Source organism: Burkholderia sp. LAS2 (assembly GCF_018417615.1).
In the GTDB taxonomy this organism is placed as follows: domain Bacteria; phylum Pseudomonadota; class Gammaproteobacteria; order Burkholderiales; family Burkholderiaceae; genus Burkholderia; species Burkholderia sola.
Window position 1 is genome coordinate 292,985 of record NZ_CP071053.1, and the last position, 16,666, is coordinate 309,650.

Sequence of the window (16,666 nt, forward strand, 5' to 3'; positions counted from 1 at the left end):
GGCGCGTGACAACGAAACAGCTGACATGATCAAAGCATTCCAGGAGGCGGCACGGCTGCTTCCGGCCGGCATGCCGGCCGCGGCTTTCAGGACGGCCGCCACGACACGCGATGGCCGCCGTGCCGAACTCAAAACACGCGGTCCACCCAGCCGTGGCGATCGGCTTCGCGCCCGTTCTGGATATCGAGCAGCGCCCCCTTCAGCCGCGACGTGACCGGCCCCGCGCCGCCTTCGCCGATCGTGAAGTCGTACGCGCGACCCTTCACCCGGCCGATCGCCGTCACGACCGCCGCCGTGCCGCAGGCGAACGCCTCGACCAGCCGACCGCTGCGCGCGTCCGCCTGCCACTGCTCGATCGTGTAGCCCTCCTCCCGCACCGTGTAATTCAGTTCCCGAGCCAGCGTGATCAACGACGCGCGCGTGATGCCAGGCAGAATCGTCCCGTTCAGCGGCGGCGTCTGGATCGATCCGTCGTCGAACACGAAGAACACGTTCATCCCGCCCAGTTCCTCGATCCAGCGGCGTTCGACCGCATCGAGAAACACCACCTGCTCGCAGCCTTCGCGAGTCGCCTCCGCCTGTGCGGCCAGGCTCGCCGCGTAGTTGCCGCCGCATTTCGCGTCGCCCGTGCCGCCCGGCGCCGCCCGCGTGTACTGCTCCGACACCCAGAGCGTCACGCCCGACGCGCCGCTCTTGAAGTACGCGCCGACCGGCGTCGCGATCACGCAATACAGATACTCCGGCGACGGCTTTACGCCGAGCACCGCCTCCGTCGCGATCATGAACGGCCGCAAATACAGCGCCGCGCCGTCGAACGCCGGAATCCAGTCGCGATCGGCGTGGACGAGCGCACGTACCGATTCGACGAACATCGCCTCCGGCAACGGCGCCATCGAGAGCCGCTCGGCCGAATGACGAAAGCGCCGCGCATTCGCATCGGGACGGAACAACGCCGCGCCGCCGTCCGGCAGCCGGAAGGCTTTCAAGCCCTCGAAGATTTCCTGCGCGTAGTGCAGCACGAGCGTCGCCGGATCGAACCGGAACGGTTCGCGCGGCCCGATTTTCGCGTGATGCCACCCTTCGTCCGCCGAGTACCGGATCGTCACCATGTGATCCGTGAAGACCCGGCCGAAACCGGGATTGGCGAGCAGCGCGGCGCGCTCGGCCGCCGCGACGGGGTGAGGATTTTGTTCGAATTCGAAGTGCTGGACGGAATCGGTGCTCATCGTTTGCCCCTTGATCGGCAGCGGGACCGTCCCGGCTGCTACGGGCAAAAATTTATCGTAGAAAAAATAATTTCAGGTTGCGTGTTCGCCTTAAGATGGGCGCGATTTAGCAATTCCATGCTTCAAAACCCGAAAACCCGGGCACCGCGTGCCTCAACCGAATAGGTCCGATCAATGGCCGTCATCGAACTGGACGAAATGGACCGTCGCATTCTGAACGTGCTTCAGGAAGACGGACGAATCCAGAACGTGGAACTCGCGCAGAAGGTGGGACTGTCGCCGTCACCGTGCCTGCGTCGGGTCAAGCAGCTGGAACAGGCTGGCGTCATCGAGCGCTACGCGGCGCTGCTCGACGCATCGAAGATCGGCGCGGGGTTGACCGTCTTCGTCCGCATCTGGCTGACGAGCCAGGACGCGAAAACCGTCGACCGTTTCACCGAAGCGGTTCAGCGTCTTCCACAGGTGCTCGAGTGCCACTTGATGGCGGGCGATTGCGATTGCCTGCTGCGTGTCGTGACCGCCGATATCGACGCCTATCGGCAACTCCAGATCGACCACCTGACCCGGATCGAAGGCGTGCAGAGCGTGAAGACCGAGATTCCGATGCAGAAGATCAAGCAGACTTCCGTGCTTCCGCTGTGATCGCGCACGGCGCCAGGAAACGCCGGCGCGTCGTGTCGAACGGGGCATGGGCATCAGAAGTGATGCAGCAGCGCGATACGTGCGACATATTGATTCGGGCCTGACGAGATATCGGCGGCGCCCGGAATGTACGCGTAATCGAAGTCGGTTCCCGTGTGCGCGTTCATCGCATGCTGATAGACGCCCTCTACGAATACCGACGTGCGTTTCGACAAGTCGTAATTCACCTTCGTGCTCAGCTGATGCCACTTCGGATTGAACGCGCCGACCGTCGACGCGACGCGGGCCTGCGTGTACGTGTATGCCGCGCCGACGTAAAACGCAGTCGTGAAGTGATAGAGGCCGTTCACCTCGAAGTTGTCGAATTTCCACGATTTCCATGCACCGCCCGCCGGCTGCGTCGTGCCGGTGAAATACGCGTTCGAAGTCGGGTCGTAGACGTCGACGTGCGAATACGTGAATCCCACGAGCGCATTCGAGAACGCATAATTCACGCCGATGCCGATGTTCTGCTGCGACGACGCATCGAACGTGTTGTCGCCGGTGATCGCCCCGGTCGAATCGGCATTGCGTGCGTTGTTGATCTTCAGATACGACGCGCCGACCGTCAGCCCGCCCCGCTGGTATTGCAGCGCGGCGCCATACAGGCGGTTGTTCGCGAAACCGCCCGCCTGATTGCTGAACCCGTACATCGCCTCCGCGGTCACGCCGTGCCACACCGGCGACACGTACTTGACCGCGTTATTCACGCGGAACGAGTAGTCGGTGTTGTCGTTGTCGTACGGATGCGAGAACAGGTAGCCCGTCCAGTTGCCGTTCGCGGTGAGCGGCGAGAAGAGATCGACGCTCGGGTCGTACTGGCGACCGAACGTCAGCGTGCCGTATCGATCCGACGCGATGCCGACGAAAGCCTGGCGGCCGAACTCCCGACCACCCTGGTTCATCTTGCCGGTGTTGACGTCGAAACCGCTCTCGAGCGTGAAAATCGCCTGGTAGCCCGCGCCAAGGTCTTCCGTGCCCTTGATGCCCCAGCGGCTCCCGTAGTCATAGCCGCTTTGCAGTTGCACGGTTCCGTGGCCGCGTGCGTTGCTCGTGTAGTTGATACCGTCCTCGATCTTGCCGTACAGGGTCACGCTGCTCTGCGCATGAGCGGCTGCAGCAAGCAACGCGGCGGGTGCGACGATCCCCCAACGCTTGTTCATGACGATTTACCCCCAAATCTTTCGTTTGCCGGTCGTAACGCTTGCGCGCTGCGTCTGTGCCGCGTCGAGACTGCTCGGCGATGCGACGGGCGCAGTGTAATGAGCCGATTTTTTACTGTTAGCCCCTCGCGGCAGGAAGGTGCTCTTCAAAATGGGGGATGTTTGTCAGCGAGGAAAACGGCTAGCGGGCGGTTGAACGGTGGACCGGCCGGCGCTCCATGGACAGTCGCGCGCCGTTTGGCGCGTAGCCCGGAGCCGGGATCCGGACGTGTCGATCGAAGGCTATTACAGGGTGCGAGGGGAATCGCCCATTCGCGCTAACGGCGATGTCGACCAGCCGTCAGCGTGATCGAGCCCGCCTGCCTCTTCCGCGGCCTTACCCGTGTCACGGCGCGGCGATCAACGCCTGGACCAGATTGGCGGCCATCGGGCGCCCGAGACCGGTTACGTAGTCGTATCCGGTTGCCGCCGTGCAAAGCGTGCCGCATGCGCCGTTCGAGCCGCTGACGATGTCGCGGAAGTTCGTCGCGTAGGCGCTCGACGCGAGCCCGTACAGCACACTCTGGATCGCGCTCACCGCGTTCAGCGTCGTCTTGCCGCGCGCGATGCGCACGCTGTTCGCGATCGCGATCAACGCGGACCATTGCGGTGCGCCGGCGCTCGTGCCGCCGACGACGAACCACCCGCCCTGCCCCGCATAGCCGTACGAATCGTAGACCGCGAAGCCGGACGCCGGGTCGGCGTCATAGGCGACGTCGGGCAGGCCGCGCAGCCCGAGGCTATTCGACGGCAGTCCGAAGTTCGACTGATACGTCGGCGCCGTCTCGACGGCGCTCTGCCCGCCGCCGCTGCCGACCCACGCCGTTTCGTCGACATAGGCGCCGCTCGCATCGGTTGCGATCGACGTGCCGCCGACGCTCAGCACATACGGCGACGCGGCCGGGTAGTCGACCCCGTTGCCGCCGTCGCCGGATGCCGCGACGAACGACACGCCGTTCGCGCTGGCGAGCTGCCCGTCGAATTGCGTTTCGGCCAGGAACTCGCCGCTCCCCCAACTGATCGACACGACCTTCGCGCCGACCCCGCCCGGTGCCGGACGCGTCGCGAGTGCGACCGCGCTCATCAGGTCATCGAGCGAACTCGATGCGGCTTCGACCAGCACGATCCGCGCATTCGGTGCGATCGCGTGCGCCCACTGCACGTCCAGCGAACTCTCGAGTGCCCACAGTGCGTCCGGCGGCGGCGGACGCTTGTCCGCCGTCGCGTACACCTTCGTGAAGCAGCGCGGCGACGCGCACGGCGGCAGGCCGAACGTGCGGCTGAACAAGCGCAGATCCGCCTCGACGTTCGGATTGTCGTACGCATCGACGATGGCGATGATCTGATCGTCGCCACCGTAGCCGCGCGCCGGCAACGCGTCGAACCCGTAGAAACGGCGAATCTGCTGCGGCGACAGGCCCACAGGATTCCGTTTCGCGGCGCCATGCAGATGGAGCGGCGGCCGTGCAAACCCGCGCGGCGCTCGATGCGCGGACTGTGCGAACGACACGCCGAACATCAGCGCGATGCTCGCCGATACGGCCAGCATGCGCAGCGCACGCGCAAACGAAGCTCGCTTCATGGTGTTCCCCGTTGGCAAAGGAGCCGGCGCGCGTCAGTGCACCTTCGCGCTCGTGAACGTCAGCGACTTGCCCGAGCCCGCGATGACCAGCCAGTTGACCGGATCGGTGCTCACGACCGTCGCGCTGCCGCTTTTCACGCTCGGCAACTGGTACGTGCTCTTCGGCAACAGCCACGTCATGTCCTGCAGACTGGTCGGCTGCGTCGCGCTGAACGTCCAGCCGGTGCCGGTATCGGTCGCCGTCCAGTTCACGAGCAGACGGCGCCGGTCGAACTGCGTGAGCTGATCCATCGTGAACCACTTGAACTGGCCGGTCGTCGCCAGCGACGCGGCGTAGCCGAGAATCGTCGTGACGACGTTCGGATACCACGACGCGCCCAGCGGGTGCATGTAGATCAACCGGCTCGTGCGGTTCGCGACGACGAAATCCATCAGCGACAGATACCAGTTCTGGACGTCCGTCGTCGGCACCGCGAACTCCTGGAACTCTTCGAACGTCGCATACTTGCCGAACGGCATCACCGGAAACGCCCAGATGCCCGGATTCAGCAGCGAACCGTTGCGATACGCACGCGTTTGCGCATTGCCGGTATGGCCGGTGAAGTAGTAGCCGGAGTAGCCGTTCGATTCGAGCCAGTTCACCGCCCACGTCGGCGTATTGCCTTCCGGGGCCGCCCACTCGACGTCCGGCTTGCCCGTCACCGACTGAACCGCATTGTGGTTCAGCACCAGATACTGCGTGAACGTGCTCGCATTGGTTTCGCTCGCGTTCGCCCCCCAGTAGTCGTGCGCCCAGCCGCCGTGGCTGCCGACCTTGTGCCCGCGCTTGAGCAGGAACGCGACCAGTTGTTTCGCCTGCGTATTGTTCGTCAGGTTGATGCCGAGACCGTCGCCGATCGTCACGTCGTCAGGGCCGGCCGTCATCACGATCGAATACGGGCCGCTGTTCCAGACGCCGTAATTCTTCAGGTACTGCGCCGGCTGAATCTGATCTCGCGCACAGAAGTGCCAGTTCAGGACCATCCCGGCCTGCGCCCGCGGCTGCAGCGACAGGTGCGGCATCGACAGGATGTTCGTCGTGAAGTAATGCAGGAAGCCGTGGATCGGCATGCTGTCGGTTTGCCCGTCGAGATACGCGAGCGGCAGGTTGACGAACATCACGCCGCCGTTTCCATACGCCTGATAGCCGGCGACGAGCCCGAAGTTCGGCGACGTCAGCAGCGTCGTGCCGGTATACGTGCCTTGCGTGACGTAGCTCGGATAGGTGAGGAAGCCGTATACGTAGCCGGAGATGCCTTCGAGCACGTCGGTCGTCGCGGCGGGCGACGCGGTCGCGAACGACGTCGCGCCCTTCACCGCCGTCGATACCGGCGACAGCATCGTCGAGGTCGGCGAGTACGATCCGGATCCGACCTTTGCGCCGGCCGACACGCGCCCGAGATTCAGCGGCACGCCGGTCATGCGCCCGTTGACCGTCTTGTACGTGAAATACGCCTGATGGTTGTAACCGGCAAGCCCGCCCGGGTTCGACGGGCTCGGCTGCAGGTAGAGCAACGGGTTCGTCGTCGAGCCGGTCGATGTAGTCGACGCGGTTGAGGCCAACGCGGTCGCCGCCGTCGTCGAGCCCGGCCATGCCATCGACTTCCCCGGAGGAATCTGTAGCGCGCGCAACGTGCTGCCCATGCCGGTCACGTTGCCGAGGCCGATCATGTTCCCGCCGAGCGTGTCGTAGAGCACGTAGTTGACGCCGGCCATCGAGCTGAAACGCGATTGCCCGGCCGGATAGAATCCCGTCGCGTTCAGTACGCCGAAATCATAGACGAGCATCACGCGCCCGCCGTTCAACGCATAGCTCTGGATGGCGGTCACGAGCGTATCGTCGGCGACCGTATGCACCTGGTCAGGCAGGATGAGTCCCTGGTACTGCTGCAGCGACGTGCCGCCCTGCTTGAATTGCGTGTCGCTGATCAGCGAGATCTGCAGTCCCTCCTCCGCCGCGGAATCGAGCCATGCGGACACACGCGGGTCCGGCAACGTGAAGTTGTCCGGCAGCAGCAACAGCAACTGGTTCGACAACGCGCTCGCCCGCCCGGGTGCCAACGTCATCAGGCAAACGGAAAAGACGATCAGAAACGCTCGTAGGGTCCGGATTGGCTTGGCCGACATTTTTTCTCTCCCCGTAGGAGGTGGGATGACAGCCGATGCTCGACTCGTCACTGCGTGCGCGTTGCGCTCGTCATGATCGAGCGGTCCGCGTCCGGATCGGGGTGCGCCATCGGCTGGCGGCGCAGAGCGAACGTGCCGTGTTTCGGACGCCCCGCGACGCATGCGCGTCGATTTGTCGGACGATCAGGAGTGCATGGCGACTATCGTTCCTACCGCCCCCCGGTGAAGCGAACAACGTGCCAGTCTCGCGACTGCGTTGTCGGGACGGCCCGCGGCGATGCCGGGCATCCGGCACGGGAAAATCGCGCCAAAAACGTTACAGCGCCGATACGGCGCACGTGGCGGGTAATGAAGCGGGGCCGGGGGAACCGTCGCGATGGACGACGTGAGGCTATTCGGCGCCGCGCCGGATGGGGCTTCCGATCGCTGCCTGCGTTGTCGGGCATCGGCAAGCGCGCGGGGATTCAACGGAAAATGATTCCGCCGTGCAACACCGGCTCGGCACGCATGTGGCCGTGCCGGGCTCGCCTGCACGGCGTGCGGTTCTACCTGCGAAGCATAGGAAATTGACGACGGTTCATCGATCGATTGAAGACGAGGGACAACCCGCCACATCGAAAGACCCGTTTCACCATCCCTGTTCCCACGCGGTCAGAACCTGGAATTGACGCGCACATATGCCGACTGCGCCGACACATGGCCCGTATTGATCGTCGCATCCAGCCCGAGCGATACCGTGGTCGTCTTGGCGGCCTGCAGCGTGACGCTGGCGCCCGTGGTGAGGAACGAGCGTGGCAGATCGGTACCCGGCGCCGCGAACACGGTCCCGTCCTGGCTCTGCACCTGGACGACGCGACTGTCGCGCAGCACCTCGTGCGCATAGCCGACGCGCAGCTGGACGTCGACCGGGCGCACGGCATCGCCGAACGCCTTGGCGAGCGACACACCCACGTACGGCTGCAGGCTCCTCGCGCTGTCGGGGCCGACGTGCAGGTTCTGGCCGTTGGCGCCGTCCTCGCTGAAGCCGCTGCCGCGCACGTATGCATACCGCAGCCCGACGTGCGGCGCGAACCGGAAGCCGCCGGCCGCCATCGGCAGGCTGGCCTGCGTAGCGGCGGTGAATTCGTGGCCGAGATGGTCGCCTTCGGCGGTACCCGCGCTGCCGAATGGCCGCTTCTGCGACAGGAAATCGAGACCGTAACCGAGCGTGGCCGACAGGTTGACCGCGCCGATCGGCTGCGCGCCGTACAGCGCGACGCGCAGCGTGTCGATGGCGCCCGATGCGCCTGTCGTGTCTTCGGACAGCGCGGTGTGCGTGTAGCCGCCGGCCGCACCGACGGTGGCGTCGCCGAGCCGTCCCTGCCCGCCCGCCAGGAACCCGTACGCGTGCGTGAGGAAGCCCGGCGCGCCGCTCGTGCCGCCCACCTTGGTGCTGGAACCGCTGGCAACGGCCCACACGTTGCGGGAGCCGGACGCATCGTCCTCCGGGGCCGCCAGACGCCCGAGCAGCGTCGAACTGGCGCTCTGCGCCTGCAGCAAGGCCATCGTGCCGAGCGCCGAGTAGATCGACGTCCTGGTCGGCGCGATGATCGTCGGGCCGGCCGGCGTACCGGGCCCCGTCGGCTCGGCGAGCAGCAGGTCGACCGCGTTGGCGCCGTAGTCCACCGACGATTGCAACGCGCCGAGATTCGCGCCGGCCGTGGTGGTGCCGACGGTCTCGAAATGGCCCGTCACGCCGTTGGCCGCGCTCAGCACGGTGTAGCGGCGGGCCGTATAGGTGCCGGGATCGAACAGAACGGCCAACGTGCCGCCGAGCGTCGCGGCGCCGCCTACGCGCAGTTGCGATGCTTCCGTCGGGCTGACCTCGATCGACAGCGTGCCGCCGGCCGCCTGCGTATAGTTGCCGCCCACCGACAGCGTTCCGATCGAGCCGCCCGGTGCGACCACGCCGCTGCTGCTGACGTCGCCCGATATCGTGCCGTGGCCGCGCAACGCGCCGAGCGAATTCACCACGACGTTGCCACCCAGCACCGCGGCGGGATTCGCCGCGTCGCCGATGGCCAAGGTGCCGCCCGCCACCGTCGTCGTGCCGGAGAACGCGTTGCTGACACCGTTCAGCGTCAGCATGCCCGCGCCCTGTTTGACCAGGCCGCCGGTGCCGACGAGACTGCCGCCGAAGGTTTGCGACGAGTCGTCGGACAGCGTGAGCGCACTGCCGCCCAGCACCACGCGGCTGCCTGCCACGCCGGACAGATGCGCGACCGTCTGGCTGCCGGCCGCGGACAGGTCGAGCGCGGCCACGGGGCCGGCGAGCGTGACCGCCGTGGACGATGCCAGCCGACCGGCGCCCGACAACGCGAGCGTGCCCGCGTTAACCGTCGTCGCGCCTGTATAGGTGTTCACGCCGGACAGCGTCTGCGTACCGCCCGCAACCGTCAGCCCGCCGCTGCCGCTGACGGTTCCGCCAAACGTGCCGGCCGCATTGGCGAGTGTCAGCGTGCGGCTGCCGAGCGCGACCGTGCCGCTGCCGGTGAGCGTGTTGATCGTGGCGCCGGAGGTGGTCGCCGAAATGTCCAGCGTGCCGTTGTCGACGACGCCGCTCGAGGCGGCAATGCTGCCGGCGCCGGTCAGCGCCAGCGTGCCGGCATTGACCGTGGTGGTGCCCGTGTAGGCATTCGCCGCCGACAGTGTTTGCGTACCGCCGCCGACGGTCACTCCACCGGTCCCGTTGATGGTCCCGCCGAACGTGCCGGCCGCATTGGCCAGCGTCAGCGTGCGGCTGCCCAGCGCGACCGTGCCGCTGCCGGTGAGCGCATTGATCGTCGCGCCGGTGGTGGTCCCCGAGATATCGAACGTGCCGTTATTGACGACACCGCTGGACGCGGCGACGCTGCCCGAACCGGTCAACGCCAGCGTGCCGGCGTTGATCGACGTTGCACCGGTAAAGCCGTTGGCGCCGGATAGCGTTTGCGTGCCGCCCGCCACGGTGAGCCCACCCGTGCCGCCAATGGCGCCGCTGAACGTGCCGGCTGCATTGGCCAGCGTCAGCGTGCGGTCGCCCAGCGCAACCGTGCCCGTCCCGGTCAGCGCATTGATCGTCGCCCCCGCGGTCGTCCCCGAGATATCGAACGTGCCGTTGTTGACGACGCCGCTGGACGCGGCGACGCTGCCCGAACCGGTCAACGCCAGCGTACCGGCGTTGATCGACGTTGCACCGGTAAAGCCGTTGGCGCCCGACAGCGTTTGCGTACCGCCCGCAACCGTCAGCCCGCCCGTGCCGCCAATCGCGCCGCTGAACGTACCGACCGCATTGGCCAGCGTCAGCGTGCGGCCGCCCAGCGCGACCATGCCCGTGCCGGTCAGCGCGTTGATCGTCGCCCCCGCGGTCGTCCCCGAGATATCGAACGTGCCGTTCGCGACGACTCCGCTGGAAGCAGCAATGCTGCCCGCGCCGATCAGCGCGAGCGTGCCGGCGTTGATGGTGGTGCTCCCCGCATAGCCGGCGACGCTGGATATCGCGAGCGTGCCGGTCCCCGCCTGCACGAGGCTGCCCGTCCCGCTGATCGTGCCGCCATACGACACCGTGTCGCTGCGGTTGAACGCCAACGTGCCGTTGTTGACGATGTCGCCGGCGACGGAGCCCGTGGTCCCGCCGCTGCCGATCTGCAGCGTGCCGGCGGTGATCGTGGTGCCGCCGGTATAGGTGTTGTCTCCCGTCAGCATGATCGTTCGGCCACCGCGCACCGCGACGTTGCCCGCCCCGGATATCACGCCTGACACCACGAGGTCGGTCGTGGTGGAATCGAAGGTCACGCGGGACGCGGCATCGCCGAGCGTGACCTGGTTGGACAACGAGAGCCCCGCGGAGCCCGCGGTGATGGTGGTCGTCGCCCCGGCCGTCACCTCGAGGTTACCGACGATGTTGGACCCGGTGACCAACTGCAGCGTATTGTTCGCGCCGTTGAACCGGATGGCTGATGCGCGCGTCACGCCGTCCGCGTACAAGCCGCCCGCGATCGTGCCGCCGTTGACGACGACATCGCGGCCATTGGCGATGACACCGGCACCGGCAGCCCCGCCGTTGCCGGCGCCGCCGGTGATCGTGCCGACGTTGGTCAGCACGGTGAAGTCGCTAGCCAGGTTGACGCCCGCGCCGCTGGCGCCGGCCGTGCTTGCGCCGCCGCCGCTGACGCCGCCCACGCCACCGACGACGGTCCCGAGATTGGTTACCTGCGAACCGGGGCCCAAGATCAGCAGCCCGTCGCCGCCCCCGCCTCCGCCGCCCGGGTTTCCGCCGCCGCCCCCGGTGCCGCCGTTTCCGCCGACGAGCGTCCCCTGGTTCATCACGTCGGCCGCCGGCGTCACCATGACCAGCCCACCGCCTCCGCCCCCGCCACCGCCGCCGTTCGACGCAGGCCCCGACGTACCGGCACCGCCATTCCCGCCGCTGCCGCCCTGCACGGTCACGCCGTTGCTGACGGTCACGCTGGTGCCGGTCGAATACACGCCCGCGCCACCGCCGCCCGCGCCACCGGCAAAATTGAATCCGTCGAAGGCCTGACCTGCGCCGCCTTGCGCGTTCGCGTTGACCACCGCATCGCCGGCAAGCACCACCGCGGGTGCACCGCCGACGCCGCCCTGCCCGCTGTCGTTCGTCGCGCCGGTGCCGCCGGTCCCGCCCGACGTGGGGCCGCCGGGAACCTGGACCGTGGCGGAGCCGCCGCCCAACGTGGAGGAACCCCCGCCACCGCCGTTACCGCTGCCGCCGTTGCCGCTTCGGTCCGGGATGCCGGCGCCGCCGGGGGCGCTGCAATTCGCGATGGTGCCGGAAGAGCACGTGACGGCCCAACCCGGGACGGCCGCGCCGGCCAGGCCGAGCGACACGCCGATCGAAACGACGGAAGCGATGGAAGCGCAGCGGCGCGCGGGCGTGGCGCCATGACCGGCGTCGACTCCGCCGTGTGATGCCCTCGTGTGTTCGGATACCACTTGCGGAGCACGCAAGCTACGGCTCCAGACCAGCCGATAGACCCGGTTCATGTCGATCCCCTCGGTGCATAGACCCATGGGCCTGGCGCTGGTCACGAAGAGGCTGTACCGGTGGCGCGACGGACCCGTCGTTGTTGTCTTTCTATGGCGCGCCGGTCCGCGGATACTGATTGTGTTGGCTCATCGGTCGGGGCGCATGCGCGCGCAATATAACACCTGCCGCGAACACACATCCAGCGCTGTCGCGGGGCCGCCACTGTCCAAGGGCGAGAGGAAGATAAAGCACGGCCGACTACCCGTCGCGATCGAGCCGGGCAACCATGCTTGACTTGCATCATCATCGCTTCGTCGCGGCCTTCGCGTCACGCTCGCGTCAAACGCGGCCGCGCTCGCTGCCCCCGTCGATATGCCGTCGGCGCAGGTCCGGACATGCGCTCGAACGCGTGACTGCATGCGCTTTCGGTCGATGTTCGATGCATCCGCGCGCATACGCGGCGGAGCAACGATCTCGCCACACGCTACGGCGATGAGGAATTCGTCGCCGTATTGCCCGATACCGGCGAACGAGGTGCCGCCAAGTTGGCGATCGCCTCCGAAAAGTCGCCACCGCGTCCCTACCGCGCCAGAACCCGCTCCACCAACTTCACGAAATAACTCGCGCCCACCGGCAACAACGCATCGTTGAAGTCGTAGCTGGCGTTATGCAGCAGGCAAGGCCCGCCGCCATGCCCATGCACGCGATGATCGCCCGCCCCGTTCCCGAGGAATGCATAGCAACCCGGCTTCTCGCGCAGCATGAACGAGAAATCCTCCGCCGCCATGGTCGGATCGACGGCTGCGTTCACATGCGCGTCGCCCACCAGCTCGCGCATCACCGTCACCGCCACCGCCGTCTGCCCGGCGTCGTTCACGGTGGCCGGATACTGGCGCTGGAAATCCACCTCGCTCTCGCAATCGAAGGCCGCGGCCGTCGCGGCCGCCACGGCGCGCATGCGCGTCTCGATCAGGTCGAGCGTCGCCTCGGAGAAGGTCCGCACCGTGCCGCCGAGCCACGCATCGGTCGGCACCACGTTCATCGCCTCGCCCGCATGCACCTGCGTGACCGACAGCACCGCGCCGTCGATCGGATTGCGGTTGCGCGTGACGATGCCCTGCAGGGCGCTCAGCACCTGTCCCGCCGCGAACACCGGATCGCGGCCCAGGTGCGGCATGGCCGCGTGGCAGCCGGCGCCGCGCAAGTCGATCCGGAACAGACTGGTCGACGCCATCAGCGGCCCCGGCCGCACCGCGAAATCGCCGGCCGCGATGCCGGGCCAGTTGTGCAGCCCGAACACGGCATCCACCGGAAAACGCTCGAACAGGCCGTCCTCGATCATCGCGCGCGCGCCGCCGCCCGCCTCCTCGGCCGGCTGGAAGAACAACTGCACGGTGCCGTCGAACTCGCCATGCCGCGCCAGATGGCGCGCGGCCCCCAGCAGCATCGCGGTATGCCCGTCGTGGCCGCACGCATGCATCGCGCCGGGCACCGTCGAACGATGCGCGAAGGTGTTGGCCTCGTGCACGGGCAGCGCATCCATGTCGGCGCGCAGGCCGATCGCGCGCGCGCTGCCGCCGCGCTTCAAGGTGCCGACCACGCCGGTGCGGCCGACGCCGCGCGTGACGGCGTAACCCCATTGCTCGAGCCGCTCGGCGACGAGTTCGGCGGTGCGGAACACGTCGTAGCCCACCTCGGGATGGGCATGGATATCGCGGCGAATCGCCGTCAGTTCGTCGGCGTACGCGACGATGGAATCGATCAGTGTCATGCGGAAGGAAGCGCTCTTGTCGGTCGTCGCGTCGCGGCACGGCGGCGGGCCGCGCCGCGACGCATCGGATCAGATATGGAACAGCTGCGCCACCAGGGTCGCGCCGATGAAGGTGCCGGCATTGGCCACGAAGGACACCAGCACGATGCGCCAGCCGAGCCGGCGGAAGGCCGGGATGTCCTTGGCGATCGACAGCCCCGCGAACACCAGCATCGGCGTGGTCACGCCGAGGAAATCGTTGTGCGAGCTGAGCGCGGCGATCTGCGATGCCCACGGGGACCACGGCGAGGTCAGGAACATCGCCACCACCGATACCCAGCAGACCGCCGGAATCCGCCGCCCCGTCACACGCGCCAGCGCATCGCCGACGATCGTCGCGCACACCATGATCGCGATGCCCGGCAGTCCCGCCAGCGGGGTGGTGCCGTGGGCAATCCAGTCGCACACCAGCGCCATCGCGGCCGTCACGATCCAGGCCAGCAGCTTGCCGCCGTAGCCGAGCGCGGGCGCCTCGGTCCGCACGTCGCCCAGCGACGGGCTGGCCGCCTCGGGCTGCGCCGATGCCTTGGTGGTGCGTCCGATCAGCGGCTCCAGCACGCGATAGCCCCAGACCGCGAGCGGCAGCGAGATGAACAGCGTGAAGTAGGTACCGATGGTGGTGGTGATCAGGTTGCTGGCCGCGGCGAACGCGAGCACCGATTTCGCCGTCTCCGGGTCCTGCTGCGCGGCGATCGCGCCCGACGCGGCCGCCATCATGCTGCCCGAGCCGACGCCCGAGCCCATCGCCAGCGCGAGTGGATCGAAGATGCCGAGGCTGCTCACGAAACCCGCGAATACGGCGATGAACACCGCACCGAACACTGTGCCGGTCAGGTACTCGGCCAGCACGCCGCGGCCTTCGGCCGAATCCATCCCGTACTTCTCGCCGATGATCGCGAGGCTCGGCTCGCGGCCCACCGAGAAGGTCGCGCCAATCGCTTCGCGCTTGATGCCGAGCAGCAACGCAAGCGGCAGGCCGAGCAGGATGGTGCCGACGAAGTGGCCGAATTCCTGGAAGGCCAGCGCCCAGCCCGCGGACGCCAGCTTGGGCAGCGCGCTGCCCACCATCAACCCGAGCTTGGAGACGAACAGCAACAGCGCCGGCTGCAGGATCGCGGCCGCGAAAAACTGGTCGGGCACGCTCAGGCGCGCGCTGCTGTTCCAGCGCGCGCTGGCCAGTCCGACCGCGGCGCCGAGCAGCAGCGCCCAGATCATCGGCAGCAGCACGACCTTGCCCGGTCCGAGCTTGAACGTGAACGAACCGATCCATTCGGCGACCAGCAGGATGCCGGCCGCGTAAAGCAGGACCTTGGCGGTGGCCGCGCCGCCCAGCTCGCGGCGCTCGATACCCAGTGCGTGTTCCATGACGAGTCTCCCCTTGAAGCCCGGCTGCCGTCGCATGCGGGCCGGTGATTACAAATAACCGAACGCGGTGGGCGGCGCTTCGGCCGTCTCGACCCACACGCTCTTGGTCTGCGTGTATTCGTACAGCGCCTCGACCCCGCTCGAGCGGCCGTAACCGCTCATGCCGTAGCCGCCGAACGGGGAAGCCACGTTGATGGTCTTGTAGCCGTTGACCCAGAAGGTGCCGGCATTCACCTGCGCGGCCACGCGATGCGCACGCGCCACGTCGGTAGTCCAGGCCGCGCCGGCCAGGCCGAAGTCGGTGTCGTTGGCGATCGCGATCGCCTCCTCCTCGGTGTCGAACGGGATGGCCGCCACCACCGGCCCGAAGATCTCGGTGCGCGCCACGTCCATCGCGTTCGACACGCCGGCCAGCACGGTGGGCGCCACGAAGTAGCCGCCGCGGCCTTCCCCGACCCGCTCGGCCGAGCCGCTGGCAAGCGTGGCGCCCGCCGCCACGCCGCGCGCGATCATCGACATCACGTGGTCGTACTGCTTGCGATTGTTGATCGGGCCCACCTCGGTCGCCTCGTCGAGCGGTGCGCCGACACGGATCTTCTTCGCGCCGGCCGCCACCATCGCGACGAATTCGTCGTAGACGGCGCGCTGCACCAGCAGACGCGAGCCGGCCACGCAGCTCTGGCCCGCGCCGGCGAAGATCGCCGCCTGGGCGGTCAGCGCGGCGCGCTTGAGGTCGGCATCGGCGAACACGATATTGGCCGACTTGCCGCCCAGCTCCAGCACACAGGGCAGCACGCGGCGCGCGGCGGCCTCGGCGATGCGCGCGCCGGTGGCCGGCGAACCGACGAACACCACCTTGCTGACCACGCGATGCGCGATCGCGGCCTGCCCGGCGGTGTGGCCGAAGCCGGCCAGCACGTTGACCAGGCCGCGCGGCAGCCCCGCACGCTCGCCGAGTCTGGCGACCGCCAGCGACGTGAAGGGCGTCAGCTCCGAGGGCTTGAGCAGCACGCCGTTGCCCATCGCCACCGCGGGCGCCACCTGCCAGCCGCAAGTGAACACCGGCGCATTCCACGGCGTGATCTGCAGCACCACGCCGGCCGGCTCGCGGCGCGTGTAGTTGAGGTGCGAGGTCGGCACCGGGATCACGCTGCCGTAGAACTTGTCGGTCCAGCCCGCGTAGTACTCGAACATCTCGGCGACCTTCGCCACCTCGCCCCGGCAGTCGCGGATCGGCTTGCCCGAGCCTAGCGCCTCCAGCCGCGCGATCGCCTCGGCCTCGGCGCGGATCGCGCGCGCCACCTCCTGCATCACGCGACCGCGTGCGGCATGCGTGAGCGCCCACCATTCGCGCTGCGCGCGGCGCGCGCTTTCGGCGGCATGGTCGACCACGGCTGCGCCGGCGTCGCGATAGGCGAGCGTGGCCTCGCCCGTCGCCGCATCGTCAAGCTGGATCGTGTCGCCCTGGCCGGCGACGAGTTCGCCGTCGATATACGAGCCGATCGTGGCGGCACCGGGGAAAAAATGGGCGAAGGCGGCAAGCAACTGGTCTGCGTGCTGGGTCATGTCGGGTTTCCGTATAGGTGGGTCGAGCGGAATCGTGGCGCGGGC

Annotated in this window: 9 protein-coding genes and 1 pseudogene; 2 read left to right on the top strand and 8 right to left on the bottom strand. The window is 67.7% G+C overall.

The window, feature by feature from the left end:
- Positions 1-128: 128 nt before the first annotated feature.
- Positions 129-1,226 (bottom strand): branched-chain amino acid aminotransferase, encoded by a 1,098-nt coding sequence (locus JYG37_RS21645; RefSeq protein WP_213346368.1) that lies wholly within the window; start codon positions 1,224-1,226, stop codon positions 129-131.
- A gap of 183 nt (positions 1,227-1,409) precedes the next feature.
- Here JYG37_RS21645 and JYG37_RS21650 point away from each other — a divergent pair, with 183 nt between their 5' ends.
- Positions 1,410-1,868, top strand: coding sequence for an Lrp/AsnC family transcriptional regulator (locus JYG37_RS21650; protein WP_050012095.1), 459 nt, complete (start codon positions 1,410-1,412; stop codon positions 1,866-1,868).
- A gap of 53 nt (positions 1,869-1,921) precedes the next feature.
- On the opposite strand, the gene JYG37_RS21655 is transcribed toward JYG37_RS21650, so the two are convergent.
- The 4 genes from JYG37_RS21655 to JYG37_RS21670 all read right to left on the bottom strand — a co-directional run bounded on the left by JYG37_RS21655 (position 1,922) and on the right by JYG37_RS21670 (position 11,897).
- Positions 1,922-3,070, bottom strand: a complete 1,149-nt coding sequence (locus JYG37_RS21655) for a porin (protein WP_213346369.1) — start codon at positions 3,068-3,070, stop codon at positions 1,922-1,924.
- A 385-nt stretch (positions 3,071-3,455) separates the two neighbouring features.
- Positions 3,456-4,691, bottom strand: a complete 1,236-nt coding sequence (locus JYG37_RS21660; protein ID WP_050011870.1) for a S53 family peptidase — start codon at positions 4,689-4,691, stop codon at positions 3,456-3,458.
- 33 nt (positions 4,692-4,724) lie between these two features.
- The gene (locus JYG37_RS21665; protein ID WP_050011871.1) at positions 4,725-6,857 is read right to left on the bottom strand and encodes a polysaccharide deacetylase family protein; all 2,133 of its coding nucleotides are present in this window, start codon (positions 6,855-6,857) and stop codon (positions 4,725-4,727) included.
- A gap of 651 nt (positions 6,858-7,508) precedes the next feature.
- A complete protein-coding gene (locus JYG37_RS21670; protein ID WP_213346371.1) occupies positions 7,509-11,897 on the bottom strand; it encodes an autotransporter domain-containing protein in 4,389 nt (1,462 codons plus the stop codon).
- Positions 11,898-12,317: 420 nt separating this feature from the next.
- Here JYG37_RS21670 and JYG37_RS34845 point away from each other — a divergent pair.
- Positions 12,318-12,437, top strand: a pseudogene (locus tag JYG37_RS34845) (diguanylate cyclase domain-containing protein); the annotation flags it as partial.
- Between the two features lie 23 nt (positions 12,438-12,460).
- On the opposite strand, the gene JYG37_RS21680 reads toward JYG37_RS34845, so the two are convergent.
- The 3 genes from JYG37_RS21680 to JYG37_RS21690 form a co-directional block, all read right to left on the bottom strand.
- On the bottom strand, positions 12,461-13,651 hold the full coding sequence (locus tag JYG37_RS21680) for a M20 aminoacylase family protein (RefSeq protein ID WP_124592887.1): 1,191 nt from the start codon (positions 13,649-13,651) through the stop codon (positions 12,461-12,463).
- A 69-nt stretch (positions 13,652-13,720) separates the two neighbouring features.
- Entirely contained in the window at positions 13,721-15,055 is a 1,335-nt protein-coding gene (locus tag JYG37_RS21685) for a DUF3100 domain-containing protein (RefSeq protein WP_050011874.1), read from the bottom strand.
- A 48-nt stretch (positions 15,056-15,103) separates the two neighbouring features.
- Positions 15,104-16,621, bottom strand: coding sequence for an aldehyde dehydrogenase family protein (locus JYG37_RS21690; protein ID WP_050011875.1), 1,518 nt, complete (start codon positions 16,619-16,621; stop codon positions 15,104-15,106).
- Positions 16,622-16,666: the final 45 nt, after the last annotated feature.

Excerpts from the sequence above, each read along its gene's own strand:
- JYG37_RS21645 (WP_213346368.1), bottom strand. The coding sequence starts at position 1,226 with ATGAGCACCGATTCCGTCCAGCACTTCGAATTCGAACAAAATCCTCAC.
- JYG37_RS21655 (WP_213346369.1), bottom strand. The coding sequence starts at position 3,070 with ATGAACAAGCGTTGGGGGATCGTCGCACCCGCCGCGTTGCTTGCTGCA.
- JYG37_RS21660 (WP_050011870.1), bottom strand. The coding sequence starts at position 4,691 with ATGAAGCGAGCTTCGTTTGCGCGTGCGCTGCGCATGCTGGCCGTATCG.
- JYG37_RS21665 (WP_050011871.1), bottom strand. The coding sequence starts at position 6,857 with ATGTCGGCCAAGCCAATCCGGACCCTACGAGCGTTTCTGATCGTCTTT.
- JYG37_RS21670 (WP_213346371.1), bottom strand. The coding sequence starts at position 11,897 with ATGAACCGGGTCTATCGGCTGGTCTGGAGCCGTAGCTTGCGTGCTCCG.
- JYG37_RS21680 (WP_124592887.1), bottom strand. The coding sequence starts at position 13,651 with ATGACACTGATCGATTCCATCGTCGCGTACGCCGACGAACTGACGGCG.
- JYG37_RS21685 (WP_050011874.1), bottom strand. The coding sequence starts at position 15,055 with ATGGAACACGCACTGGGTATCGAGCGCCGCGAGCTGGGCGGCGCGGCC.
- JYG37_RS21690 (WP_050011875.1), bottom strand. The coding sequence starts at position 16,621 with ATGACCCAGCACGCAGACCAGTTGCTTGCCGCCTTCGCCCATTTTTTC.